Genomic DNA, 23,501 nt, shown 5'->3' with positions numbered 1-23,501 from the left:
TCTTGGGCGTGTCCATCTCACATAATGCTAGTTATGTGAGATGCTGGGGGAGTAGTCCGAGGAACCGCGAACCCGCGAGGAGCCCCGCCCCGTGAGCGAAAAAGACGCCCTGGTCCCCTCCGCCGTCCTCACCCCCTCGACCGGCGCGCGACCCCCGCGGACGATCCGGCTGGACGACGGGCGCGAGATCACCCCGCCCGCCCCGATGCTCGACTCGGTCGGCGCGATAGCCGGCCTGTCCCCCCGCCGGGAACGCGGCGACGGCGGCGAGGTCCCCGGCGCCGACGTCGACCTGATCGACGCCCTCCCGCGCGACCTGGTGTGGCCGACCGTCGCCGCCTGGCTCACCGCCGCCAAGTCCGTGCAGACGCGCCGCGCCCGGCTCCAGGACATCGCCGCGTTCCTGCGCTGGCTGGAGGTCCACGCGCCCGGCCTGGCGCTGCTCGCGGTGAGTGAGGACACCGTCACCGGCTACCGGGAGAGTGTCGCGACGGGGCGGGCGCTCGCGGGCGTGCGGGAGGTCGGGAAGCCGCTCAGCGCCGCGAGCGTCGCGCGGCGCCTGTCGACACTGTCGTCGTTCTACAAGTACGCGATGCGACGGGCCGGGCTGCGCGCCAACCCCGCCGACCCGGGCTTCGTGGAGCGGCCCGTCGTGTCAGGGGAAGGCCGCACCCCGATGCGCACAAGGGAGGAGGCTCAGGGGCTGACGTCCACCGCGGCCTCTGATGACTTCCTGGACAGGTACCCGGCTGACGCCGTCTGCGTGACGCTCCTGTTCATGACCGGCATGCGCGTCGGCGAGATCACCGCGTTGACGTGCGGCCAGGTCCAGGACGACTCCGGCCACCGCGTCCTGGTGTTCGCCCGCAAGGGCGGCCGCACCGCGCGCGTCCCGATTCCGCCCGCCGTCGCCGTCGTCCTGCTCCCCCTCGTCGCGGGCCGCCCCGCCGACGAGCCCATCTTCCGCACCGAGGACGCCCGCCCCTGGGACCGCTGGCGCGCCTACACCGCCCTGCGCCGCGCCGCCACCGCCGCCGGCCTCAGCTCCCACGGCCTCACCCCCCACACCGCCCGCGCCACCTTCGCCACCCTCCTCCGCGAAGCCGGCGTCCCCCGCGAAAAAGTCCAGGAAGCCATGGGCCACGCCTCCTCCACCACCACCCAACGCTACGAACGCGGCACCTCCACCCTCTCCTCCCACGCCACCTACGACATGGAACGCCTCCTCGACAACAACCCCTGACACAACCCAGCACTCCCGAAGTCCGAAAGCGACGAAACCGAGATCCCACCAGCAGGTCACGATGTCGTGGTCGCCATCCCACGGCCTTCGGAAGCCGAGTCCTGGGGTAGAGCCCGGCCGTGGTCGATCTCGGGTGACGGGCAGGTCGAGGGGCTCTTCGCGTAGCCAGGCGGGTGTGCATCGCGCCCATGACCATGCGGTTGCGCAGGCGAAGCGGCCCCACCGCCAGCGGCGCGAGCAGGTGCGGGAACTCCATGCCGTACTCCTCAGGCGCCCGCGGCATCTCGGCGTTCCTCGTCCCGACCGACACCCCGGGCTTCGACCGCACCCTGATCCACGGCAAGCTCGGCCTGCGCGGCCAGGCCACCGCCGAATTGTCCCTCGACAACGTGCGGATCCCGGCCGGCGCCCTGCTCGGCCAGGAGGGCAAGGGCTTCGGCTACGCCATGAAAGCGCTCGACGAGGGCCGCATCTCCGTCGCCGCCGCGTGCGTGGGCATCGTCCAGGCCTGCCTGGAGGCGTCCGTCGGCTACGCCACGACCCGTTACCAGTTCGGCAAGCCGATCGCCTCCTACCAGCTGGTGCAGGACATGATCGCGCAGATGTCGGTCGACGCCGACGCCGCCCGGCTCCTCACCTGGCGTGCGGCCGACCTGGCGGAGCGGGGCGAGCCGTTCAGCGTCGCTGCGTCCAAGGCCAAACTGTTCGCCTCCGAAACCGCGGTCACCGCCTCCAACCTCGCCGTCCAGGTCTTCGGAGGCTACGGCTTCATCGACGACTACCCGGTGCAGAAGTTCCTGCGCGACGCCCGGGTCATGACCCTCTACGAAGGCACCTCACAGATCCAGAAGCTGCTCATCGGCCGCGCCGAGACAGGCATCTCCGCCTTCTGAGACACCCCGCCGGCCACCGCCATGCCCGCCGATCGACTGATGCCGACCGCAGAGTCCGACGACCTGATCCAGCTCACCCGCGACATCGCCGACAAGACGATGCGTCCCCGCGCCGACCAGGCGGAACGCGCCCACGCATTCCCGCGAGAGGTGTTCGCCACCCTCGGCGAAGCCGGTCTGCTCAGCCTGCCCTTCCCCGAGGAGTTCGGCGGCGGAGCCCAGCCCTGCGAGGTCTACCTCCAGGTCGTCGAGGAGATCGCGTCCGCCTGGGCGACCGTGGGGATCGGCGTCAGCCTGCACACGCTCAGCTGCCTCAGCCTGCTCAACGCCGGCACGCAACAGCAGAAGCAACGCTGGCTGCCCGGCATGCTCGGCGGAGACCTCCTCGGCGCCTACTGCCTGTCGGAACCCCACGCCGGGTCGGACGCCGCCGCGATGCGCACCCGCGCCGTACGCGACGGGAATGAGTACGTGATCAACGGAGCCAAAGCCTGGACGACGCACGGCGGGGTGGCCGACTTCTACCTGGTGATGGCGCGCACCGGCGACGACGGCGCCCGCGGCATCTCCGCCTTCCACATCGACGCCGACACCCCCGGCATGACGGCCGACACCCCCGAGGACAAGATGGGGCTGATGAGCTCGCCCACCGCCACGATGCTGTTCACCGACGCCCGCGTCGCCGCCGACCGGCGGATCGGGCCCGAAGGCCACGGCCTCCCCATCGCGTTCAGCGCCCTCGACGGCGGACGGCTGGGGATCGCGGCGGTCGCCGTCGGCGTCGCCCAAGCCGCCCTCGACGTCGCCGTGGGCTACGCCAAGGAACGCAAAGCGTTCGGCAAACCGATCATCCAGCACCAGGGTCTCGGGTTCGTCCTGGCCGACATGGCCGCCGCCGTGCAGTCGGCCCGCGCCACCTACCTCAACGCCGCCCGGCTCGCCGACGCGGGCCGCCGCTACTCCCGCGAGGCCTCCATCGCCAAACTCATCGCCACCGACAACGCCATGCGCGTGACCACCGACGCCGTACAGGTCCTCGGCGGCGCCGGCTACACCAAAGACTTCCCCGTCGAGCGGTACATGCGCGAAGCGAAGGTGATGCAGATCTTCGAGGGCACCAACCAGATCCAGCGGCTCGTCATCAGCCGCGACCTCGCCAGCTGACCGCCACACCCCGCCTCACGAAACACCCGCCTCACGCAAGGACCGCGCCATGACCTCGGCCTACCTCTACGCCGCCGCCCGCACCCCCTTCGGACGCTTCGGCGGCGCGCTCGCCGGCATCCGCCCCGACGACCTCGCCGCGATCGCCATCAGCGGCGTCCTCGGCAAGGTACCGGCGCTCGACCCGGCACGGATCGACGACATCGTGTTCGGCAACGCCAACGGCGCTGGCGAAGAGAACCGGAACGTGGCGCGCATGTCGGCGCTGCTGGCCGGGCTCCCGGTCTCGGTCCCCGGCACCACGATCAACCGGCTGTGCGGCTCCTCCCTCGACGCCGCGATGATGGCCTCCCGAGCCATCGAGACCGGCGACGCCGCGGTGGTCCTCGCCGGCGGCGTGGAGTCCATGACCCGCGCCCCATGGGTCCTGCCCAAACCAGACCGCGCCCACCCGGCCAGCGACGCCACCGCGGTCTCCACCACCCTCGGCTGGCACCTGGTCAACGAACGGATGCCCGCCGAATGGACCGTCTCCCTCGGCGAATGCAACGAACAGCTCGCCGACCGCTTCGACATCACCCGGCAGACCCAAGACGTCTTCGCCGCCCGGTCACACCAGCTCGCCCACACCGCCTGGGACACAGGCCGCTACGACGACCTCGTCGTAGCGGTACCCGGCACGAACCTGACCCGCGACGAAGGAATCCGCACCGACTCCACCATCGACACACTGGCCGCCCTGAAGCCCTCCTTCCGTCCCGGCGGCACCATCACCGCCGGCAACGCCTCACCCCTCAGCGACGGCGCCGCCGCCCTCATCATCGGGTCGGAGGCCGCCCAGCCGCTGCTGGGCACCGCACCGATCGCCCGCATCGCCGGCCGCGGCGTCCACGCCCTGACCCCGCAGGACTTCGGCTTCGCCCCGGTCCACGCCGCCAACACCGCCCTCCAGCGATCCGGCATCGACTGGGACGACGTCGGCGCGGTCGAGCTCAACGAGGCATTCGCCGTCCAAACGATCGCCTGCATCCAGGCGTGGGAACTCGACCCGCACCTCGTCAACGCCTGGGGCGGTGCCCTCGCCATCGGCCACCCGCTCGGCGCATCCGGCGGCCGCATCCTCGGCACCCTCGCACACCGCCTGATCGCCGAAGGCCAGCAGTGGGGCGTGGCCGCGATCTGCATCGGCGTCGGACAAGCCCTCGCGGTCGTCCTGGAGAACGTCGCCCCCGAGACCGCCTGGGCAGATGCGCCGTAACCGGTGCCATCGACGCCACGGCGGCGTTTCAGCAGGCGCAGGCGGAGATCGTTGCCTGCGGCGACGGGTGCGGCGGGCAGATCCCGGCCGTGCTGGAGGAGGTCGGTGCGACGCTGATCGACCGGCGCTTCACAAGAGGCGTCGGCCTAGGGTGGAGGACATGGCCGACAACAAGCTCGCAGGGGTGCTGCGTTCGGTCGCCCTGCGGCTACGCGCGGACTTCGCACAGTCCGTCGTGATGAACCACCGGGGCGAGGCGGGCGGCACCCGCGAGCTCCTCTTCCAGCGGTATCTCGCCGACCAGTTGCCCGGACACGTCCGGGCGGTCCACAACGTCGAGATCGTGTCGGCGGACGGGCAGGTGTCGCGGCAGGCCGATGTGGTGATCGCGGACAGAAACGTGCCGCCCCTGACGACGCTCGCGGGCCTCAGCGTGTTGGTGAACGAATGCGTGTACGGCGTCACCGAGATGAAGAGCAGCCTGGACGGCGCTGAATTGCGCGACGCTTGCGAGAAGATCCGCGCGGCCAAGAGGCTGCCGAAGACCGCGTTCCACCCGCGGCAGCCGCCGGCGGAACGCACCGCCTACGGCCGCACCTATCCCTACGTCCCGACCGTCGGCATCATCTTCGCGTTCAGCGGCCTCGAACTCGACACCCTCGGCAGCCACCTCCTCCAATGGTGCGACGGCCGCGATGCGGCCGAGTGGCCCGACAGCGTCTGGATCCTCGGCAAGGGCTACCTCATGTGGACCGACCCGGCCACGGGCCTCATCAACCCGACACCCGAACCGGGATCGAGCCTGATCGCCTTCAGACCCCACCAGGACGAGGACATCCTGCTCGCACTGACCCTCCATCTCCAGCAGCAGTTCGTCACCGCGTGGATGCCGCCACTCAGGCTGTTCGACTACGCCCAACACCACCCACTCGGCGAGCCCGCCTTCACCTGGACCCACATTGAGGACGACCCAGTCAGGGGCTGAACAGACCGGATCGACAGCGTGCGCCCCTTCAACCAGGCCAACGACGCCGCCGACCTGCTGCGCGCCGGCAACGTCCACGGCAGACTCGTTCTCACCATGCCCTGACTGACCAGCCACCCCGGACGGCGACGAACGCGGCTGGGCAGATCCGCCCGAGCACAGGCGGGTGCCACCGGCCATCGTCATGGAAGCGCTTGCCGGTCCGGTCAGCCTTCGTCGACCAACCCCAAGCCCGTCGCTGCGATCACCAGTCGCCCGCCGAACGGTCCGAGCGCGTCATGCCGCAGGTCGTCGGCGATGCCGATCAGTGTCCGCTCGGCATCATCGAAATCGGTCCCGCCGACGACCACGGGGAGGTGGTCGGCCAGGCCCTGCTCGGCGAGGTAGCTGCGCAGGGCCCCGACGGTGATGGGGGCGAGCACACGGGGCTCGGTCATGGGGTCAGGATCCCAGATCCGGTGTTGCGCCGCTGGAGAACGGCGACGATCAGACGGGGCTGGGGCGGCATGCGGCCGGTCGGGTCCGGCGTCACGATCCTGCGGCCAGGGTGTAGGGGGAGGCGGCGCGGCGGGCGTACAGGTCGTATCCGGCGTCGATCGTCGAGGCGGTGGCGCGGGTGATCCAGTAGAGCTTGCCGACCGACCCGGTGATCTTCACGGTGGCGATGTCGCGGCCCTTCACCGACCGGGCCGCGGTGATCTCCAGTTCGGAGGCGTCGAGGGTGCCGGTGAGGTCGCCGTGGGCCAGCGCGCTGCACACACCCCACAGGGCTTCGGCGGTGTCGGCGGAGATCCCGGCGGCCGGGCCCGCTTCGCGCACCATGTCCCGGTAGCTGGTCGGCGTCGCCTTCACCACGCGTTCGGCCTCGCCGGTGGTGATGCCGAGGGCAGCTGCCAGGACGCGGTTCACGTCCTCCAACGCCTGCTCTTTGGTCCGCGGGGAGCGGGCGCCGACGAGGTCGCGCCGCTTGAAGGAGGTGTGGACGTCCTTGCGGCGCATCGCCAGGCACCGGGTGATCCGGGTGGCCCGGTCCTTGGGGGTGAGCAGCCAGAGGGCGCGGGCGGCGTTCTCGAGTGCGGCCCGGGCGAGGGTGAACTGGCCGTGGGTGTGCACAACGATGGGTTCACGGCCGAACGACGACCGCAGGCACAGCAGGTGGTCGTGGGCGACGAACAGGGCGTGCGCGGCGGCGTGCCCGACCTCGTACGGGTGGGACCTGTCGTCGTCACCGGCGAGCGGGCTACCGGCCTGGATCGTCCACGCCGACATCGCACCGCCGTTGATCAGCTTGTGCGCGCGATGCTGGCGGTCGAGGGTCTCGACCAGGCCGCGCAGCATCTCTTGTTCGTCCACGATCACGCACGGTACTCTCCGGCGGCAGCCGATGCCGAGGCGTTTCCGGCAGCGCCGTGACGGAGGTCATTCGTCGGCGAGGTCGGGCCGCCAGGAGCGGATGTCGTCGTCGAGGTCGCCGTTCTCCACCTCTTTCAATGCGGCGATGTAGCCGACCTGGATGGCCTCGTCGAGGAGTTCGATCATCTCGGCGGTGGCGTCGGTGCCGGTGATGCCGCTTCCCGACAGGAGCATCGCGGCCGCGTGGCGGGCCTGCCGTTCATGGGTGTGGCCGGCGACCTCGCTGGTCCACATGGTCGCCATGAGTTCGACGCAATCGTCCAGGCCGGACTTCTCTGATCGTGGCATGACGGCAGTATCGCCGTTCCCGCACCCGCGGTACTCGCGTCCTCCGGCACCGCCCGGCTACCGGCCCGGTACAGGTCGGCCCGGCGAGCTGGGGATGAACCTGCTAATTCGTGTGGTGTGGCGGCCGGGTGTGGCCAGCGGATTGTGATCGGCCTGCCCCGGACCGTGTCCGGCCGCTAGCGTCCGGATGACGGTACATAAAGCCGTATCTCCCCTGGAGGGATCTCTTGGCCATGGAGCCGACCGCCGAGCAGCAGGCCGCCCGTGAGGCGTTCGCCGCGGGTCAGGATCTGGCGTTGGTCGCCGGGGCGGGCACCGGGAAGACCTCGACGCTGGTGCTGATGGGCGCCTCGACGCGCCGGCGTGGCTTGTACGTGGCGTTCAACAAGGCGATCGCGGTGGACGCGGCCCGCCGGTTCGGGCCGAACGTCGTCTGCCGCACCGCCCATTCCCTGGCGTTCCGGACCGTCGGGCGTGCCTTCCAGCATCGGTTGGACGCGCCCCGCATCCCCGCCAAGCAGACCGCGCACATCCTCGGCCTGGTGCGGGACCTGGATCTGGGCGGCGAGAAGAAGATCACCGTGTCGCATCAGGCGCGGCTGGTGATGGGGATGATCCGCCGGTACTGCTACAGCACCGACCAGCAGGTGACCGCCCGCCACATGGAACCGGTCAACGGCCTGGACGGCGAAGCGCAGGCCTACCTGGCCCACCATCTGCTGCGGTTCGCGGTCAAGGCGTGGGACGATCTGCGCTCGCGCGATGGGCGGCTGCGTTTCGAGCACGACCACTACATGAAATTGTGGGCGCTCACCGAGCCGTCCCTGGGCGCGGATTTCGTGCTGCTGGACGAGGCCCAGGACACCAACCCGGTCCTGGAGGAGGTGTTCCTCGCCCAGGACGCCCAACGCGTCTGCGTCGGCGACCCCGCCCAGCAGATCTACGGGTGGCGCAGCGCCCGCGACGTGATGACCGGGTTCCCCGCCCAGCATCTGCACCTCACCCAGTCCTTCCGGCTCGGCCCCGACATCGCCGCGGTCGCCAACCGGTGGCTCAAGCACGCCGAATCGGCCATGCAGCTGGCCGGGCACGGCCCGGCCGACTCCCGCATCGAATCCCTCACCCACCCCGACGCGGTGCTGGTGCGAGGGAACGCCGACGCGATGGCGCACGTCATCGGCTACCTCAACCTCGGCGTGCCGGTCGCGCTCACCGGCGGCGGTACGGCCCTGGAACGCATCGCCCACGCCGCCCAAGAGCTCAAGGCCGGGAAACGCACCAGTCACCCGGAGCTGTTCCTGTTCTCCTCCTGGGCCGAGGTCCAGGAGTACGTGCAGCTCGACACCGCCGGAGCCGACCTGAAAGCGACCGTCGACCTCGTCGACACCTACGGCCCCGACACCATCCTCCAAGCCGTCCAGCGCCTGGCCCCCGAGTACCGGGCCAAGGTCACCGTGTCCACCGCCCACAAGGCCAAGGGCCGCGAATGGGACACCGTCCGTATCGGCCGCGGCTTCGACCCGCCCGCCGGCGACGGCGACGGGCCCGGCCGTGAGCTGAACCCGGCCGAGGCCCGCCTCATCTACGTCGCCGTCAGCCGCGCCCGCCACCGTCTCGACCCCGACGGCGTCGCCTGGATCGACGCCTACGAGCAGCGACGCGCCGGAACCCAGCAGCCCCTCGGAACGCTCAGCCTCACCGGGCAGCTCAAACACCCGGCCTCACCGGTCTCTCAGTTCATGCACACCCACCTGCCCGCCAGCGGGAACGTCGAGCACGACTACCTGGCCCACCTGACCGGGCTGCCCCATCCCGTCCAGCCCCTCGATGTCCGCTACCCCGACTGGACCGCGCTCGGCCACGCCATCGACTACCGGCTCCGCCTGTCCTTCGGCGGCGGTCTCGGTGTCGCCGTCACCCTCGGCGTCGAAGCGCTCCTGGACGACGACCTCTTCACCGCAGGGCCGTCCCAGGCCGTGCGGGCCGCCGTCCACGACGCTGGCCGTGACCTGCTGTCCCGTGTGAAGGAACACCTTCTCGACCCCGGGCGGTCTTCCGAAGACGACCTCGCCCGGCTGTGTTTCGTCGCCTCGTTCTACGAGGACCTGTGCCGCACAGGTCGTCTGCGCCGCTACAGCATGCTCGCCAACCCCGCCTACGCCACACCCGCCACCGCCCTGGACGACCTGACGGCCGCCGTCCCCGCCTACGCCGTCGACGACATCCACCAGCAGACCCGCCTCGCCCGCCAACCCCTCGCCGCCCTGCGGGCGCTCCCCGCCGAAAAAAGGATCTGCGGGCCCCTGTTCACCGGCAGCACCGACCTCGGCGGCGCCGACGCCGACTTCATCCTCGACGGCCTCCTCCTCGACTGCAAAGCCACCACCCACCCCCGCCGCCTCGGCCGCGAAGAGATCTACCAGCTCGCCGGCTACCTCCTCCTCGACTACCACGACCACCACAAGATCAACAAGGTGGGTCTCTACCTCTCCCGCCAAGGCGCCCTCATCACCTGGAGCGTCCCCGACTTCCTCCACCGCCTCGGAGCCACCACCGGCCTTCCCGAACTCCGAGCCGCGCTCCGCACACACCTCCAGACCGCGACCGGCTGACGGCTACGCCCTCAACACTCCGAGCCGTGGACGCGACGTGCCGAGCCCGTGACCACACCCTGCGTCACCCGCCCCATGCGGGAGAGCGATCAGCATCCGCTCGTGGGGAAGTGGCTCATCTGAGATCTTCAGTGATCGTCCAGCCCTTACTGCGGCTCATCCCCAAGAGCTGCTGGTGCAGAAAACCGATCCGCTCGCGGGCGTCAGGGCCGGCGATTCCGATCGTGATCGACTCGTCAGTCGCTCGATAGCTGGTCCGCCGATCACCCGCCGCGACTCGGCAGGCCGCGTTGATGCTGGCCCGCAGCCGAGCGACCTTCCGGGGATCGTCACCACCCCCGAAACCCTCGATCGTCAAGAACGAGAACAACGGTGCGAGCCGCACGTCGTCCCGCCGCCCGGCAGCGCTGAGCGCGTCCTCGTCGGTCGACAGATCCTTCAGGATCCTGTCGCGATCCGCCGCACTGATCGGCCGACGGTGAAGCCAGTCCGGCCAACCATCCGCCCGAGTCGGCTCCCGCCGGATAGTCCCAGCGCCCCGGGCGGGCGGGCGAGATCCTCGGCGCTATCAGCATCAATGCCCCCGCCTACCGCACCACCGACGCCGACGTCGACCGCTTCGGCGCCGCCCTCGTCCGCTACGCCCGCGAACTGTCGGTGACGCTGGGCGCGCCGCCCCACCTCGTCGGCCCCGCCTGACCGCCCCCAGGAAGAGTGATCACCCATGCAATCAGCCATTGGAGAATGGCATCCCCTATAGCGTTACGAGCCAAAGTTCATCTAAAGAAAAACGCCGCCCATCGACCATTGTTTCCCTATCGGAATAGTTGATTATTCCAGGGGTGTCCTGCACCATGGTGCTCCAACGAGGCTTTCGTCCCCGACGGGATCAGCGCTTCTCACCTTGATGAAAGGACGACGAAGATGCCGCGTAACGCCGTGGTGGTAGGGGCCGGTTTCGGCGGTCTGGTGGCCGCGCGGGTGCTGGCCGACCATTTCTCCGAAGTGACGATTCTCGAACAGGACACGATCACCGAGGAGACCGGGCACCGCAGCGGAATCCCCCAGGCCAGGCATCCGCACGCGCTGCTCTCCCGGGGCGCGAACATCCTTGAGGGCCTGTTCCCGGGGCTGCGGGACGAACTCACCGCCGCGGGGGCGCCCGTCTTCGACGGCGGCGAGTCCAGCCGCGTCGCCTTCCCCAACGGGCCGGGGCCGCGCGGGACCATCGGCCTGCAGGTGCAGACGGTCACCAGGACGACACTGGAACGCACCCTGCGCCGCCGGGTCCTCGGCAGGCCCGAGATCACGCTGCGGAGCGGATTCCGGGTGGAGGGCCTGCGCTGGAACGACGACCGCACCAGGGTCCTCGGGGTGTCCGGCGGGCCGGCCTCCGGCCCGCCGGACACCTCCGAGCAGGTCGACGCCGATCTGGTCGTGTTCGCCGCCGGACGCGGCTCGAAGCTCGAATCCTGGCTCACGGCAGCGGGCTACCCCGTTCCCGAGGCGCAGGTGATCGACGGCCGGCTCTCCTACACCACCCGGGTCTTCCGCATCCCCGACGACTTCGACGGCGACTGGAAGACCGCGGGCGAGTTCACCTACGCCCCCCACCGCAAGCGCGGCAGCGCCGTGGTCACCGTGGAGGACGGGCGATGGCTGGTCTCCCTGTTCGCGGCGGGCGGTGAGAAGCGTCCCGGCGACCCCGACGAGTTCGTCGACTTCGCCCGGTCCCTGACCAATCCCCTGGTCGCCGAGGCCATCACCGCGGGCGAGCCCGACGGCCCGCTCTACCATGCCGTCAAGCTCCAGAACCGATGGATCCCTTACCACACGCAGGCCCGCTGGCCGGAGCGGTTCGTCGTCCTGGGCGATGCGGTGTGCGCGTTCAACCCGGTCTACGGTCAGGGCATGACCGTCGCGGCGATCGAGGCGGAGATCCTCCAGTCCCTGCTCGTCTCGGCCAGCGGCGACCCCGCCGGGCTGGAGCGCAAGTTCCAGCGCCGGATCGCCAAGGCCCTGCGGCTGCCGTGGACGATGGCGACCAGCACCGACCAGGGCTGGTCGGACCAGAAGCCCGGCCTGTCCCAGCGCATCGGCCGCTGGTACAGCGACCGGCTCATCAACCTGGTGCCCGGCGACCTGGACCTGTACCGGCGGTTCTTCGCGACCTCCCAGATGATCGCCAGCCCGGCGACCCTCCTGCACCCGCGCGTCATCGCGAAGGTCTTGACCTCCTCCGCCCGCAGCGCCCCGGCGCCCGCGCAGCGCGAGGCGGTCAGCCCGGACGCCTCCATCAGCCCGGACGCCTCCAGGTGAGACCCGCGAGCGGCGTCACGACGGCCCCCTCGTCCCGGCGCCGTTGCGAACCGGAGAGTCTCTCCGTATCATCTCCCCGGTAAGCGGAGAGGCTTTCCGTTTACTGACCGGAAAACCCAGGGACGGAGAGACAGGTATGTCAAGCTCGGCGCTTACCCCCGGAGCCGCCCCCGCCGTGGAGGGGGCCGCCGTCAGAGGCGGGCGGCCGGGGATCGCTCTGGCGATCATCGCGACCGTCCAGCTGATGGTGCTGCTGGACGCCAGCGTGGTCACCATCGCCCTGCCCAAGATCCAGAGCGATCTCGGATTCAGCGCCACCGACCTGGCGTGGGTGATGAACGCCTACACGCTGACCTTCGGCGGTCTGCTGCTGCTGGGCGGCCGCAGCGGCGACATCCTCGGCCACCGCAGGATCTTCTTCTGGGGCGTGATCATCTTCACGATCGCCTCCCTGCTCGGCGGGCTGGCCACCAGCGGCGGGCTCCTGCTCGCCGCCCGTGCCCTGCAGGGCGTCGGCGCCGCGCTGGCCGCCCCCGGCTCGCTGGCGCTTATCGCCACCAGCTACGAGGACGGGCCCGCGCGCAACCGGGCGATCAGCGTGTTCTCGGCCGTCGCGGGATCCGGATTGGTCCTCGGCCTGATCCTCGGCGGCGTCCTGACCAGCCTCTCGTGGCGCTGGGTGCTGTTCATCAACGTGCCCATCGGCGTCATCGTGGCGATCGTGACGCCCCGCTTCGTGCTCGAACCGCGCCGCCACCCCGGCAAGTTCGACCTCACCGGCGCCCTCAGCTCGACGATCGGGATGTCCGCCCTGGTCTACGGGTTCATCCGCGCCTCGGCCGCGGGCTGGTCGGACGTCCAGACCATCGTGTCGTTCGTGGCGGCGGTGGTCCTGCTGGCGGTCTTCCTCCTCACCGAGACCCGGGTGAGCCAGCCGATCATGCCGCTGCGCCTGTTCGCCCAGCGCAACCGGGCCGCGTCCTACGCGCTGACGCTCGTCCTGCCCGCGACGATGTTCGGCGTCTTCTTCTTCCTCACCCAGTTCCTCCAGGAGGTCCTGGGCTTCGGCCCGGTCGCGGCCGGGGTGGCCTTCCTGCCGCTGGCCCTGACGCAGATGGCCGCCGCGGGAGCCGCTCCGGCGCTGTTCCCCAAGGTCGGGGCCAAGGCCGTCATGGTGACGGGCACGCTGCTCATCACCGCGGGAGTCATCTGGCTGACCAGGCTGACCGAGGACAGCGGGTTCGCCTCCGGCGTGCTCGGCCCGATGCTGCTGTTCGGGATCGGGGTCGGCCTGACCTTCATGCCGATGAACATGATCATCCTTTCGGGGCTGCCGGAGGAGGACTCCGGTGCCGCCTCCGGCCTGCTCCAGGCGATGCTCCAGGTCGGCGGCTCGCTCGGCCTGGCGATCCTGGTGGCGGTCTTCGGCCATGCCATCCGCGACGAGGCCGCCAAGCCACCGGTCGGGGCCACCCCGGACGACCAGGCGGCGCACGTGCTGTCCCACGGCATCTCCACCGCGTTCTACGGCGGCCTGGGCTTCACCCTCCTGGCCGCGTTGATCGCCGTGCTGGCCGTGCACAAGGTCAGGCTCGCCACGGGCGGCAAGCCCGTCAGCGCGCTGTGACGGGTATGAACTCGCGGCCGTGACGGCCCAGGACCATCGTGCGGCAACACCGGGCGGGCGGACTCCGAGGGGGGCCGCCCGCCGTCACCTTTCGCGGCGCACGCCGGCGAGCAGCAGGTCCAGCAGCCGTTCGGACTCCCCCGAGCCGGCCGGCGCGCCCTCGGTGGCCAGCGCGATCGCGATGACGAGCTTCAGCAGGTCGGAGATGTCGATCCCGGCCCGGACCTCGCCCGCCGCCTGGACGCGCTCCAGCAGGTCGGCGCCGGCGACCCGGACGGAGGAGCACGAGGCCTCGAGTTCGGAGCCTCCGCCGTGCAGGACCGTCATCATCACCGAGGCCAGCCCCGGAAGGCTCGTGACCTGGGTGATGACCCCACGCAGCCAGGCCGCCAGGACGTCGCCGGTGGGCGGGGCGGCCAGCAGATCGCGGCCGTGGCGCTCCAGGTCCTCGAACTGCTCGTGCAGCACGGACTCCAGCAGCGCCTCCCGGGTCGGGAAATGCCGGTAGAGGGTGCCGGCGCCGACCTCCGCCCGCTTGGCGATCTCGTTCAGCGAGGCGTTGACGCCTTCCTCGGCGAAGACCTCCGCCGCGACGGCCAGCAGCCTGTCGCGGTTCCGGCGGGCGTCCATGCGCATGGCGCGGGACGGGCCCGGCGGATCCGAAGCGAGCGGCCCGGCGAGCGGCTTGGTCATGGCAGGCATCCTCCGTTGTCCGTCTTGAGGATACCGACCGCACCGCTCCCCCGGTCGAGACGCGTCCGGCCGGAAAACAAAGTGTGTTTTTCCTACATGAATGACCGAAATGGGCCATTGCATGAATCGTGGTGGGACCTTTCTGCTACTCCAGCCGCATCCGCTCCGGCACGAGCACTCCGCCCACGAGAAGCGGCTCATGCGCACGATCAGTGGGAAACGAGGCCGCCCGCGAGGAGACCGTGTCACCCCCCGCGGGCACTGCGGACCGCCCAAAACCCCCTGAGCTGCACGCACGGCACCGGAAATGTCGAGATCCGGCGGCCTAGACTGCACAGCGGAAGAAGCGGAACGCCTCCCGTCCCCGGGGGAGGCGACGGCACAACTCCCTTGCTCTTGAACGACCATCCGGCCAGCGGTTGAGGGAGAGACAGACCATGGGCGTCATCGAGACCACGGGCCTCCGGCGAGCCGAGGCCCACGCACTTCACACGGCCCTCGACGCTCTGAGCGGCGGATCGGGCCGGACGGTCGAGATCGTGGGCGAACCCGGCGTCGGCAAGACCCGGCTCCTGGCCGATCTGATGGACGAGGCGCGCTGCCGGGCCATCCCGGTCGTCCACGCCAGGTGCGTCGTCGAGGAGCGGGCCCTGCCCTTCCATATCCTCGCCCAGATCCTCGAATCGATCCCGCTCGGCGACCACCGCGCGGGCCGGGCTCCCGCCGAGGACATCGAGATCCTCGCCCGCGCCGCCGCCGGAAGCGGCCCCAACCCGGCCGTCGGCGAGAGCCAGCGGATCGCCGCCGCGCTGCGCGGTCTTCTCGGCCGGGCCGCCGGGGACGGCCTCCTGGTCGTCCTGGACGACTTCCACTGGGCCGACCCCGCTTCGGCCGACCTGATCGACCGGCTCGTGCGGCGGCCCACCGCCGGGCCCGTCCTGCTCGTCATCGCCCAGCGTCCCCGCCAGGCCTCGCAGCGCCTGCGCGGCAGCCTCGCCCACGCCTGCGAGCTGGGCGCCGCCACCCGGATCGAGCTGGGCCCGCTGGCCCTCCAGGAGGCGGCGAACCTGCTCGACCTCGACCCCGGCGACGCCCGGCTGCACGAACTGCACCGCGTCAGCCAGGGCATCCCGCTCTACCTGCTCACGCTGGCCGGCATCGATCCGAACGAACTGCCCGGCGATATGCCCACCCAGTCCACCAGCCTGATCCTCGGCGAGATCGCGACCCTCGACGCCGCGACGCTGCGGATCGCCACGGCCGCCGCGATCCTGGGCGACCACGGCGACGCCGCGGCGCTGACCGTGGTCGCCGAAGCCGGCCACGACGAGGTCCAGGCCGCGCTGGACTGCCTGCTCCTGCACGACGTCCTGCGGCCGGTCGACCACGCCGGCGCCTACGGGTTCCGCCACCCCGTGCTGCGGTGCCTGATCTACGCCACGGCCGATCCGACCTGGCGGCTGCACGCCCACCGCCGGGCGGTCGACCTGCTGTCCAGCCGGGGTGGCACGGCCGTCGACCGGGCCGTGCACGTCGAACGCTCCCGGACCCTGGGCGGCCCGCGCGACGCCCAGATCCTGCGGGAGGCCGCCGAGGAGGTCTTCCCGACCGACCCCGGCGCCGCCGTCCAGTGGCTGGAGACGGCGCTGCGGATCAGCCCTCCCGGCCCCGCCCGCATCGACCTCACGCTGTTCCTGGCCCGTTCGCTGGGCCAGAGCGGGCGGCTGTCGGAGAGCCGCGACCTCCTGCACCGCGTCCTGCGGACCATCCCGATGGAGGAGCTCGGCGCGCGCGCCCAGGCGGTGGCGTTCGGTTCGGTCGTGGAGTGCCTGCTGGGCAACTTCACAGAGGCGCGCGCCCTGCTGGAGGACGAGCTGGCGCACGCGTTCACCCATCCCTCCCCTCCCCCCGAGGCCGCGGCCCTCATCATCGAGCACGGCATCATCGGCGCGTTCGACGGACGGCTGCCGAGCTGCGGCCAGGTGCAGATGGCCCTGCGCCTGGCCCGCCGGCACGCCGACCGGACCGCCGAGGCGGGCGCCCTGGTCCTGGACGGCCTGTGCGACGCGTTCAGGAACCGCCCGCACGCGCCGGACTCGGTGGCCGACTGCGGCGGGGCCATCGACCGGCTCTCGGACGGCGAACTGGCCGCCCACCCCGAATACCTCGGCCTGCTCGGCTGGGCCGAGACGATCGTCGGCGCCTTCCAGCACGCCGAACGCCACTTCACCCGCGCCATGCGCATCGCCCAGAGCACCGGCCAGAGCCATGTGTTCCCCGCGCTGCTGCTCGGCCTCGGCAACGTCTACCGGCAGACCGGCCACCTGTCCGACGCGCGCCGGCTGGCCGGCGAGGCCGACCGGCTGGCCCAGTGCATCCGCGCCGAGCATCTGCGCGGCCTGGCCCTCGCGCTGGAGGCGCTGTGCGAGGTGTGGGGCGGCACCGGGCTGGACGAGGCCTCGGCGCTGGCCGACCGGTCGGTGACCCTGCTGCGGCAGGGCAACCACTACTGGGGGGTGGCGGCGTCGCTGACGGTGGCGACCGTGGCCTGGCTGAGGGGCGAGGCCAGGCGCAGCGTCACGGTGCTGCTGGACGCGGGCGGCGGCCCGCATCTGCCGGGGATCCCCGCGTTCCTGCGGCCCCAGTTCTTCCTGCTCGGACTGCTGGCCTCGCTGGACGCGGGCGAACCGCCGGGCCCCTGGGCCGACCGGGTCGAGAAGGCCGTCGAGGGGCTGGCCTCGCCCGCGCCGCGGGCCTACGCGCTGCTGGCCCGGGCCGAGGTCCTGCGGGTCGGCGACGATCTGGCCGGGGCCGTCGCCCGCTACCGCCAGGCCGCCGATCTCTTCGGCGCCGCGGGGATGATCCACTGCCAGGCGCGCGCCCTCATGACGATCGTCCCGCACCTCAGCACGCTCGGGCACCGCAGGGAGGCCGCGGCGACCCGCATCCTGGCCAAGGAGCTGGCGCAGCGCGGCGGAGCGGTGCGGCTCGCCCCGCCCCCGGCGGCGGTCCGGGCGGCGGTCGACCTGACGGTGCTCACCGAGCGGGAACGGGAGATCGCCGAGATCGCCGGATCGGGACTGAAGACCCGGGAGATCGCCGAGCGGCTGTCGTTGAGCCCGCGGACCGTCGACGTCCATCTCACCCGCATCTACCGGAAGCTCAACATCCGGTCGCGTGCCACGCTGGCCCGGCTGATGGCCGATCTCGGCTGACCGGCGGCGTCAGACTGGGCAAAGGTCCGCTTTAGGTGGCGGGGAGAGGATCGGAGGCGATCTCAGGCCCCTCCCTCGCCACCTTGAGAAAGGACCGGGATGGACGCATCGGACATCCGCCTCCTGTCCGCCGGAACCGCCCTGCCCGGACCGCCTGTCGACAACGTGACCCTGGCCCGGCGGTTCGGCATGGACGATCTGTGGCAGCAGTGGATCGACGTCTTCATCGGCACCCGCACCAGGCACCTGTCGGTCGACCTCGACACCGGCGAGACCGTCGTCTCCCTGGCCGACCTCGGCGAGCGGGCCGCCCGGCGGGCCCTTTCGGCCGCCGGAACCGACGCGGCCGACATCGATGTGATCGTCATGGGGACCGCCACCCCCGACGCGCTGATGCCCGCCACGGTCAACGAGATCGCCGACCGGCTGGGCATCGACCAGATCCCGACCTACCAGCTCCAGTCGGGATGCTCGGGCGCGGTGCAGGCCCTGGAGGTGGGCCGGCAGATGCTCGCCGGGGGCGGCCACCGCAACGCGCTGGTCATCGCGGGCGACAGCTGCGCCCGGCACTTCGACCTGGAGGCCGATCTGCGCAGCCTTCCCCCGGCCGAGCTCGTCAATGTGGTGCTGTTCGGCGACGGCGCGGGCGCGGCCGTCCTGACCTCCGATCCGGCGCCCGGCACGGTCGCGCTGCGCCGGGTGATGACCCGCTTCACCGGACGGGGCCGCGCGCCGGGACAGATCGTCCGCTGGTTCGGGCAGGCCGATCGCGCGGGACGCGCCGCCGGGATCGGCGAGGCCGCCGTCAGCGAGGACTACAAGGCCATCGAGGAGTCGGTGCCGGAGATGGCCGCCGAGATCCTCGCCGAGCTGCTCGACTCCCTCGACTGGAAGGACACCGATCTGGACTTCGTGCTGCCGCCGCAGCTGTCCGGCCGGATGACGGCCCGGATCTCCGAGCGTCTCGGCCTGGACACCGCCGAGGAGATCACCTGCGTCGGCCAGACCGGCAACTGCGGGAACGCGCTGGCGTTCTTCCAGCTCGAAGAGGTCCTGGGCCTGCTCGGCCGGGGTGACCGCGCGGTCGGGATCGCAGTGGAGTCCAGCAAGTGGATCAAAGCCGGCTTCGCGCTGGAGCGGCTCTGATGGCGGTCACCGACCCGATCGCCGAGCTGAGCCGGGCGGGGCGGCTCGCCGCCGACTACCCCGCGGTCCGCGGGCTGCTGGCCGGGCTCGACGAGCCCGGTCTGGACCGGGCCGGACGGCTGCTGGCGCGGGTCGACCCCGACGAGGTCCTGCGCGCCCATCCCGGCCTCCCCGCGGTCACCATCGCGATCACCGGGCACGGCACGCTCGGCACGCTGGTTGCCCCCCTGACGGCCGAGCTGGCCCGGCACGGGCTGCTGCTGCGGCCGTGGACCGGCCAGTACGACGGCTACGTCCTCGAACTGGCCGACACCGCGAGCGGGCTGTACGAGGCCGACCCGGACCTGACCGTGTGCCTGCTGGACCCGACAGTGATCTTCGACGAGGTGCCGTCGCCGTGGCGGGTCGAGGACGTCGAACGGGTCCTGGACGCCAGGCTCACCACGCTGGAGGAGCTGGCCGCCCGGTTCGGTGAGCACGCCCGCGGCACCCTGGTCCTCAACACCCTGCCGCTGCCGTCCAGCTACCCTGCCCAGCTCCTCGACCTGCGGTCGCGGGCGCGCCTCGGCGTGGTGTGGCGGGAGGCGGCCGCGCGGCTGCTGCGCCTGGCCGAGACCCGTCTGAACGTCGTCGTGGTCGATCTCGACCCCCTGCTGGCCGAGGGGATTCCCGCCGTGGACGCGCGGCTGGCCGCCTACGCCCGCCTCCAGCTGTCCCCCGCGCTGCTGGCCCGCTACGCGCGCGAGATCGGGCATCTGGCGCGGCTGGTGACCGGACGCGCCGCCAAGTGCCTGGTCGTCGATCTCGACCAGACGCTGTGGGGCGGCGTCCTCGGCGACGACGGGGTCGAGGGCATCGAGGTCGGTGAGGGATACCGGGGCGAGACGTTCGCCGCCTTCCAGCGGGTGGTCGCCCAGATCGGCGCGCAGGGCGTGCTGCTGGCGGCCGTCAGCAAGAACGATCCCGAGCCCGTCGCCGCGGCGCTGGCCGACCATCCCGGGATGGTGCTGCGCGAGGGGGACTTCACCAGGATCGTCGCGAACTGGCGGCCCAAGCACGACAACCTGACCGAGCTCGCCAAGGATCTCGGGCTGGGCGTCGACAGCCTCGTCTTCGTCGACGACAGCCCGTTCGAGTGCGGGCTGGTCCGCCGTGAGCTGCCCGGCGTGGCGGTCGTCCAGGTCGACACCGAGCCCGCGCTGCACACGCCGAGGCTCCTGGCCGACGGCTGGTTCACCGTCCGCGAGCTGACCGCCGAGGACCGCGCCAGGACCGAGAAGTACCGCGAGGACCTGGCCCGCAAGGACTTCCTGGACACCTTCACCTCGCTGGAGGCCTACCTGGAGCAGCTCGGCGTCTGGGTGCGGGCCGCCCGGGCGCAGGACGCCGATGTGGCCCGCCTGTCCCAGCTCACCCTGCGCACCAACCAGTTCAACCTGACGACCCGGCGGCTCCAGCCCGCCGATGTCCGCGCCCTGCTCGCCGACCCCGCCGCGACGGTCGTGACGCTGCGCTCCGGCGACCGCTTCGGCGACAACGGGCTGGTCGGGGCCGTCCTGCTGCACCGCGAAGGCACCGCCCTGCGGATCGAGAACTTCCTGCTGAGCTGCCGGGTCTTCGGCCGCGGCGTCGAGGCCGCCGGCCTGTCGGCGGTCCTGCGCCACGCCCGTGACAGCGGCGCGGCCACCGTCCGCGGCCTGTACCGGCCGAGCGCCAAGAACGGGAAGGTCGCCGAGTTCTACACCCGCCACGGGTTCACGCGTGCCGGAGAGAGCGGCGAGGGCGCCGAGTACGTCCACGACCTGACGGCGCCCGCGGACCCGCCCGGCCATCTGGACCTGCGCGACGAGCTGAGCGACTCCCCTTCCCTGTCCGCCGACATCTCCGGAGGAGACCTTCCGTGACCACGATCGATGAGTTCGTGTCCCTCGTCCAGGACGAGCTGGGCCTGGACGTCACCCCCGAGGACGTCGGGCGCAGCTTGGACGAGCTGGCGGGCTGGGACTCCCTGCACCTGCTGACGCTGGCGACCCTCCTGGAGCGGACCACGGGCCGGTCCCTGGTCCTGACCGATCTGCTGGAGGCGCGCAGCCTGGAGCGCATCTACGCGGTGGCGGTGGGCGCGTGAGCGGGCCCGCCTTCCCGCGCGAGCGGCTGCACACCCTGTACTTCCTGGAGGAGATCCGGTCGTTCTCGCCGGTGTTCCTCGACACCGAGGTCGACGTCAGCGCGCTGCGCGCCCGGCAGGCCGACGCGCCACGGCGGCTGTCGACGCTGACGCACGTGGTGTCGGCCGCGGCCCGGGTCCTGGCCCGCCATCCCGACGCCAACGCCGCCGTGCGCGGCGGGCTGCGGCCCCGGCTGGTCCGCCATCCGCACGTCAACGCGAAGATCACCCTGGACAAGACGCTGAACGGGCAGCGCGTCGTGCTGTCGGCGGTCCTGCCCGACGCCGACACCGCCGACCCGCTCGCCCTCCAGGAGCGCATCGAGTACTTCCGCGACGGCGACGCCGCCGACCTGCCGGAGTTCGCCGGGCTGAGGGCCCTGCACCGGCTGCCCGTGGTGATCGGCCGCGCCGGGTTCCGGCGGGTCGTCCGCCCGCTGGACCGGCGGCCCGAACGGTTCGGCACCTTCGCCGTCACCTCGCTCGGCCACCGGCCCGTCGACGGGTTCCACTCCGTCGGCGGAACGACGATCACCCTCGGCCTCGGCCGGATAGCCGACCGGCCGGTCGTGCGGGACGGCCGCCTGGCCATCGCCCCGACCCTGCGGCTCAGCCTGGCCTTCGACCACCGGGTGATCGACGGCGCGGAGGCGGCCGACGTCCTGACCGAGATCAAGGACGCCCTGGAGGCGCCCAAGGAGACCGGTCACGACGCGGTGCCCTCGGACGAGGGGCGGGCGAGCCTTCGATGAACGACATCGCCGAGCTCAAGCAGTTCGTGGTCGTCCACGCCAAGGCCCAGGGCATCCCCGAGGCCGAGTACCGGCGGGTCCTGGACGCCGTCGAGCACGACGACGGCGACGGCCCCGGCTCCTGGGTGCGGGCCTGGACCGACGCCGGACGCGAGCACGAGAACGCCGGCCGGCTGCTGGAGGCCTTCCGCCGCCACAACATGGCCCGCTTCCCCTATGTCGACGGACCCGCGCGCGGCGCCGCCCTGGACCGCTGCGTCGAGGTCTTCGACCGGTGGCGCGGCGGCACCGCGATCGAACGCCTCGACCTCGACCTGCCCGGCGGCAGGGTGCGGAGCTGGACCACCGGGCTGTCGGCCGCGGACCCCAAGCCCCTGCTGCTGGTCATCGGCGGCATCGTCAGCGTCAAAGAGCAATGGGCGCCGGTCCTGCTCCAGGCCGCCCGGCTGGGGCTGGCCGGGGTGGTCACCGAGATGCCCGGCGTGGGCGAGAACACGCTGCGGTACGGCGAGGACAGCCCCCGGCTGCTGCCCGCGATCCTCGACGCCGTCGCCGACCGGGCCGACGCGGCCAGGACCTACGCCGTCGCGCTCAGTTTCAGCGGCAATCTGGCGCTGCACGCGGCCGCCGCCGACCCGCGCATCCGCGGAGTGATCCTCGCGGGCGCCCCGATCATCGACTTCTTCACCGACGAGGCCTGGCAGCGGGCCCTGCCGTCGGTCACGGTGGACACCCTCGCCCATCTGACCGGAGCGGACCGGGCCAAGATCCATGACCGGCTGAGGCCCCTTGCCCTCACGCCCGGACTGCTGGCGTCCCTGGACATCCCGGTCTACTCGATGGCCAGCCGCCGCGACGAGATCATCCCGCCCGGCGACACCGGGCATCTGCGCCGCCACTTGAAGGATCTGCGGCTGGTGGAGAACGACGACGTCCACGGCTCGCCCCGGCACTTCCTGGAGACGCGGTTGTGGATCGTCCGCTCCCTGCTGGAGCTGTCGGGCGGCCGGCGGCCCCAGCGGGCCGTGCTCGGCGCCCTGATAGCCGCTCAGCGGGCGCGTGCCCGTCTGCGCCGATCGTCCTGATCGGCATCGCGACGGCCCCGGGAGCCCCTTGGGTTCTCATGGTCCCCGCAACACCCTGTCGTTCAGGGAGTTGTGGGGATCGTGGGTTTTGAGGAGTTGAAGACCCGGTTTTTCGAGGTGCTGGATCGGGAGAACGGCAGCGTCGCGGGTGCGGCCCGGCTGGTCGGGGTGAACCGTGCCACTGCCGATCCTGCCCTGAAATCATATTGGGCTCAGCGGCGTCGCAAGGGAACACCACTGCCGGTCGATGCCATGACCATGCGACTCCTCAAGGCGCAAAACGGTCGTTGCCCGATCTGCAGAGGGCTCCTGCTGCACGCTGACCAACCGCCGCAAAGCCCACAAGAATGGGAAACGTGGCGGTCTGTCATCCGAAAAGCGATTTCCAAACAATACATCGCCTTCCCGGACGAGAGCATGCCGGGCGATCAACGACTCCGTCTCCTCCACACCCATTGTCAACGGCGGAAGGGAACCGCCACCATGACGGGTCCAGCGTTTTCGCCTGCCGGCGAGCCTTCGGGGCTTGCTTGAGCCGTGTGCGGTGAAAGCTGCTTGCACGGTTCTGAGGGGGCGGGGATGCAGTAACGCAATCCCCGTTACCCGACTCATCATCGGCGCCCGCGGCGAGAGCGCGATCA

20 protein-coding genes are annotated in these 23,501 nt (G+C 71.4%); 15 read left to right on the top strand and 5 right to left on the bottom strand.

Annotated features, from left to right (window positions below; translation table 11 throughout):
• Positions 1 to 91 precede the first annotated feature (91 nt).
• The 5 genes from LO762_RS21575 to LO762_RS21555 all read left to right on the top strand — a co-directional run bounded on the left by LO762_RS21575 (position 92) and on the right by LO762_RS21555 (position 5,543).
• Entirely contained in the window at positions 92 to 1,243 is a 1,152-nt protein-coding gene (locus LO762_RS21575; protein ID WP_230617669.1) for a tyrosine-type recombinase/integrase, read from the top strand.
• A gap of 254 nt (positions 1,244 to 1,497) precedes the next feature.
• A complete protein-coding gene (locus LO762_RS21570) occupies positions 1,498 to 2,136 on the top strand; it encodes an acyl-CoA dehydrogenase family protein (protein WP_230617668.1) in 639 nt (212 codons plus the stop codon).
• 21 nt (positions 2,137 to 2,157) lie between these two features.
• Positions 2,158 to 3,300, top strand: coding sequence for an acyl-CoA dehydrogenase family protein (locus LO762_RS21565; protein ID WP_230617667.1), 1,143 nt, complete (start codon positions 2,158 to 2,160; stop codon positions 3,298 to 3,300).
• 49 nt (positions 3,301 to 3,349) lie between these two features.
• Positions 3,350 to 4,558, top strand: coding sequence for a thiolase family protein (locus LO762_RS21560; RefSeq protein ID WP_230617666.1), 1,209 nt, complete (start codon positions 3,350 to 3,352; stop codon positions 4,556 to 4,558).
• A gap of 160 nt (positions 4,559 to 4,718) precedes the next feature.
• A complete protein-coding gene (locus LO762_RS21555) occupies positions 4,719 to 5,543 on the top strand; it encodes a DUF6602 domain-containing protein (RefSeq protein ID WP_230617665.1) in 825 nt (274 codons plus the stop codon).
• Between the two features lie 206 nt (positions 5,544 to 5,749).
• Here the strand turns inward: LO762_RS21555 and LO762_RS21550 are convergent, their stop codons facing one another.
• From LO762_RS21550 to LO762_RS21540, 3 genes are all read right to left on the bottom strand, one after another.
• Positions 5,750 to 5,980 (bottom strand): hypothetical protein, encoded by a 231-nt coding sequence (locus tag LO762_RS21550; protein WP_230617664.1) that lies wholly within the window; start codon positions 5,978 to 5,980, stop codon positions 5,750 to 5,752.
• A 91-nt stretch (positions 5,981 to 6,071) separates the two neighbouring features.
• The gene (locus LO762_RS21545) at positions 6,072 to 6,896 is read right to left on the bottom strand and encodes a hypothetical protein (protein ID WP_230617663.1); all 825 of its coding nucleotides are present in this window, start codon (positions 6,894 to 6,896) and stop codon (positions 6,072 to 6,074) included.
• Positions 6,897 to 6,962: 66 nt separating this feature from the next.
• Complete coding sequence (locus LO762_RS21540) at positions 6,963 to 7,244, bottom strand: hypothetical protein (protein ID WP_230617662.1); 282 nt, start codon at positions 7,242 to 7,244, stop codon at positions 6,963 to 6,965.
• A 233-nt stretch (positions 7,245 to 7,477) separates the two neighbouring features.
• Here LO762_RS21540 and LO762_RS21535 point away from each other — a divergent pair, with 233 nt between their 5' ends.
• Entirely contained in the window at positions 7,478 to 9,856 is a 2,379-nt protein-coding gene (locus LO762_RS21535; RefSeq protein WP_230617661.1) for a UvrD-helicase domain-containing protein, read from the top strand.
• 115 nt (positions 9,857 to 9,971) lie between these two features.
• On the opposite strand, the gene LO762_RS21530 is transcribed toward LO762_RS21535, so the two are convergent.
• Entirely contained in the window at positions 9,972 to 10,241 is a 270-nt protein-coding gene (locus LO762_RS21530; protein WP_230617660.1) for a hypothetical protein, read from the bottom strand.
• Positions 10,242 to 10,780: 539 nt separating this feature from the next.
• On the opposite strand from LO762_RS21530, the gene LO762_RS21525 reads away from it, so the two are divergent.
• Positions 10,781 to 12,175, top strand: a complete 1,395-nt coding sequence (locus LO762_RS21525) for an NAD(P)/FAD-dependent oxidoreductase (RefSeq protein ID WP_230617659.1) — start codon at positions 10,781 to 10,783, stop codon at positions 12,173 to 12,175.
• A 136-nt stretch (positions 12,176 to 12,311) separates the two neighbouring features.
• Positions 12,312 to 13,802, top strand: coding sequence for an MFS transporter (locus LO762_RS21520; RefSeq protein ID WP_230617658.1), 1,491 nt, complete (start codon positions 12,312 to 12,314; stop codon positions 13,800 to 13,802).
• Positions 13,803 to 13,886: 84 nt separating this feature from the next.
• Here LO762_RS21520 and LO762_RS21515 read toward each other — a convergent pair whose 3' ends face one another.
• Entirely contained in the window at positions 13,887 to 14,495 is a 609-nt protein-coding gene (locus tag LO762_RS21515) for a TetR/AcrR family transcriptional regulator (RefSeq protein WP_230617657.1), read from the bottom strand.
• Between the two features lie 437 nt (positions 14,496 to 14,932).
• On the opposite strand from LO762_RS21515, the gene LO762_RS21510 reads away from it, so the two are divergent.
• The 7 genes from LO762_RS21510 to LO762_RS21480 all read left to right on the top strand — a co-directional run bounded on the left by LO762_RS21510 (position 14,933) and on the right by LO762_RS21480 (position 23,394).
• Entirely contained in the window at positions 14,933 to 17,710 is a 2,778-nt protein-coding gene (locus tag LO762_RS21510; RefSeq protein WP_230617656.1) for an AAA family ATPase, read from the top strand.
• A 99-nt stretch (positions 17,711 to 17,809) separates the two neighbouring features.
• Positions 17,810 to 18,856 carry a 3-oxoacyl-ACP synthase III family protein gene (locus tag LO762_RS21505; RefSeq protein WP_230617655.1) on the top strand — a complete coding sequence of 349 codons (1,047 nt, stop codon included), beginning with the start codon at positions 17,810 to 17,812 and terminating at the stop codon, positions 18,854 to 18,856.
• Complete coding sequence (locus tag LO762_RS21500) at positions 18,856 to 20,760, top strand: HAD family hydrolase (protein WP_230617654.1); 1,905 nt, start codon at positions 18,856 to 18,858, stop codon at positions 20,758 to 20,760. Before LO762_RS21505 ends, LO762_RS21500 begins: the two co-directional genes overlap by 1 nt.
• Positions 20,757 to 20,984: a phosphopantetheine-binding protein gene (locus LO762_RS21495; RefSeq protein ID WP_230617653.1), complete on the top strand. Its 228-nt coding sequence runs from the start codon at positions 20,757 to 20,759 to the stop codon at positions 20,982 to 20,984. Before LO762_RS21500 ends, LO762_RS21495 begins: the two co-directional genes overlap by 4 nt.
• Positions 20,981 to 21,775, top strand: a complete 795-nt coding sequence (locus tag LO762_RS33610; protein ID WP_230617652.1) for a 2-oxo acid dehydrogenase subunit E2 — start codon at positions 20,981 to 20,983, stop codon at positions 21,773 to 21,775. Before LO762_RS21495 ends, LO762_RS33610 begins: the two co-directional genes overlap by 4 nt.
• Entirely contained in the window at positions 21,772 to 22,860 is a 1,089-nt protein-coding gene (locus LO762_RS21485; RefSeq protein ID WP_230617651.1) for an alpha/beta hydrolase, read from the top strand. The genes LO762_RS33610 and LO762_RS21485 overlap by 4 nt, the downstream gene beginning before the upstream one ends.
• Before the next feature lie 81 nt (positions 22,861 to 22,941).
• Positions 22,942 to 23,394: a hypothetical protein gene (locus tag LO762_RS21480; protein ID WP_230617650.1), complete on the top strand. Its 453-nt coding sequence runs from the start codon at positions 22,942 to 22,944 to the stop codon at positions 23,392 to 23,394.
• Positions 23,395 to 23,501: the final 107 nt, after the last annotated feature.

Source organism: Actinocorallia sp. API 0066 (assembly GCF_020991275.1).
In the GTDB taxonomy this organism is placed as follows: domain Bacteria; phylum Actinomycetota; class Actinomycetes; order Streptosporangiales; family Streptosporangiaceae; genus Actinocorallia.
The sequence above is the reverse complement of the archived record's forward strand: the minus strand, read 5'-3'. Positions and strand labels throughout refer to the sequence as shown.

Excerpts from the sequence above, each read along its gene's own strand:
- LO762_RS21570 (WP_230617668.1), top strand. The coding sequence starts at position 1,498 with ATGCCGTACTCCTCAGGCGCCCGCGGCATCTCGGCGTTCCTCGTCCCG.
- LO762_RS21565 (WP_230617667.1), top strand. The coding sequence starts at position 2,158 with ATGCCCGCCGATCGACTGATGCCGACCGCAGAGTCCGACGACCTGATC.
- LO762_RS21560 (WP_230617666.1), top strand. The coding sequence starts at position 3,350 with ATGACCTCGGCCTACCTCTACGCCGCCGCCCGCACCCCCTTCGGACGC.
- LO762_RS21555 (WP_230617665.1), top strand. The coding sequence starts at position 4,719 with ATGGCCGACAACAAGCTCGCAGGGGTGCTGCGTTCGGTCGCCCTGCGG.
- LO762_RS21550 (WP_230617664.1), bottom strand. The coding sequence starts at position 5,980 with ATGACCGAGCCCCGTGTGCTCGCCCCCATCACCGTCGGGGCCCTGCGC.
- LO762_RS21540 (WP_230617662.1), bottom strand. The coding sequence starts at position 7,244 with ATGCCACGATCAGAGAAGTCCGGCCTGGACGATTGCGTCGAACTCATG.
- LO762_RS21535 (WP_230617661.1), top strand. The coding sequence starts at position 7,478 with ATGGAGCCGACCGCCGAGCAGCAGGCCGCCCGTGAGGCGTTCGCCGCG.
- LO762_RS21525 (WP_230617659.1), top strand. The coding sequence starts at position 10,781 with ATGCCGCGTAACGCCGTGGTGGTAGGGGCCGGTTTCGGCGGTCTGGTG.
- LO762_RS21520 (WP_230617658.1), top strand. The coding sequence starts at position 12,312 with ATGTCAAGCTCGGCGCTTACCCCCGGAGCCGCCCCCGCCGTGGAGGGG.
- LO762_RS21515 (WP_230617657.1), bottom strand. The coding sequence starts at position 14,495 with ATGACCAAGCCGCTCGCCGGGCCGCTCGCTTCGGATCCGCCGGGCCCG.
- LO762_RS21510 (WP_230617656.1), top strand. The coding sequence starts at position 14,933 with ATGGGCGTCATCGAGACCACGGGCCTCCGGCGAGCCGAGGCCCACGCA.
- LO762_RS21505 (WP_230617655.1), top strand. The coding sequence starts at position 17,810 with ATGGACGCATCGGACATCCGCCTCCTGTCCGCCGGAACCGCCCTGCCC.
- LO762_RS21500 (WP_230617654.1), top strand. The coding sequence starts at position 18,856 with ATGGCGGTCACCGACCCGATCGCCGAGCTGAGCCGGGCGGGGCGGCTC.
- LO762_RS21485 (WP_230617651.1), top strand. The coding sequence starts at position 21,772 with ATGAACGACATCGCCGAGCTCAAGCAGTTCGTGGTCGTCCACGCCAAG.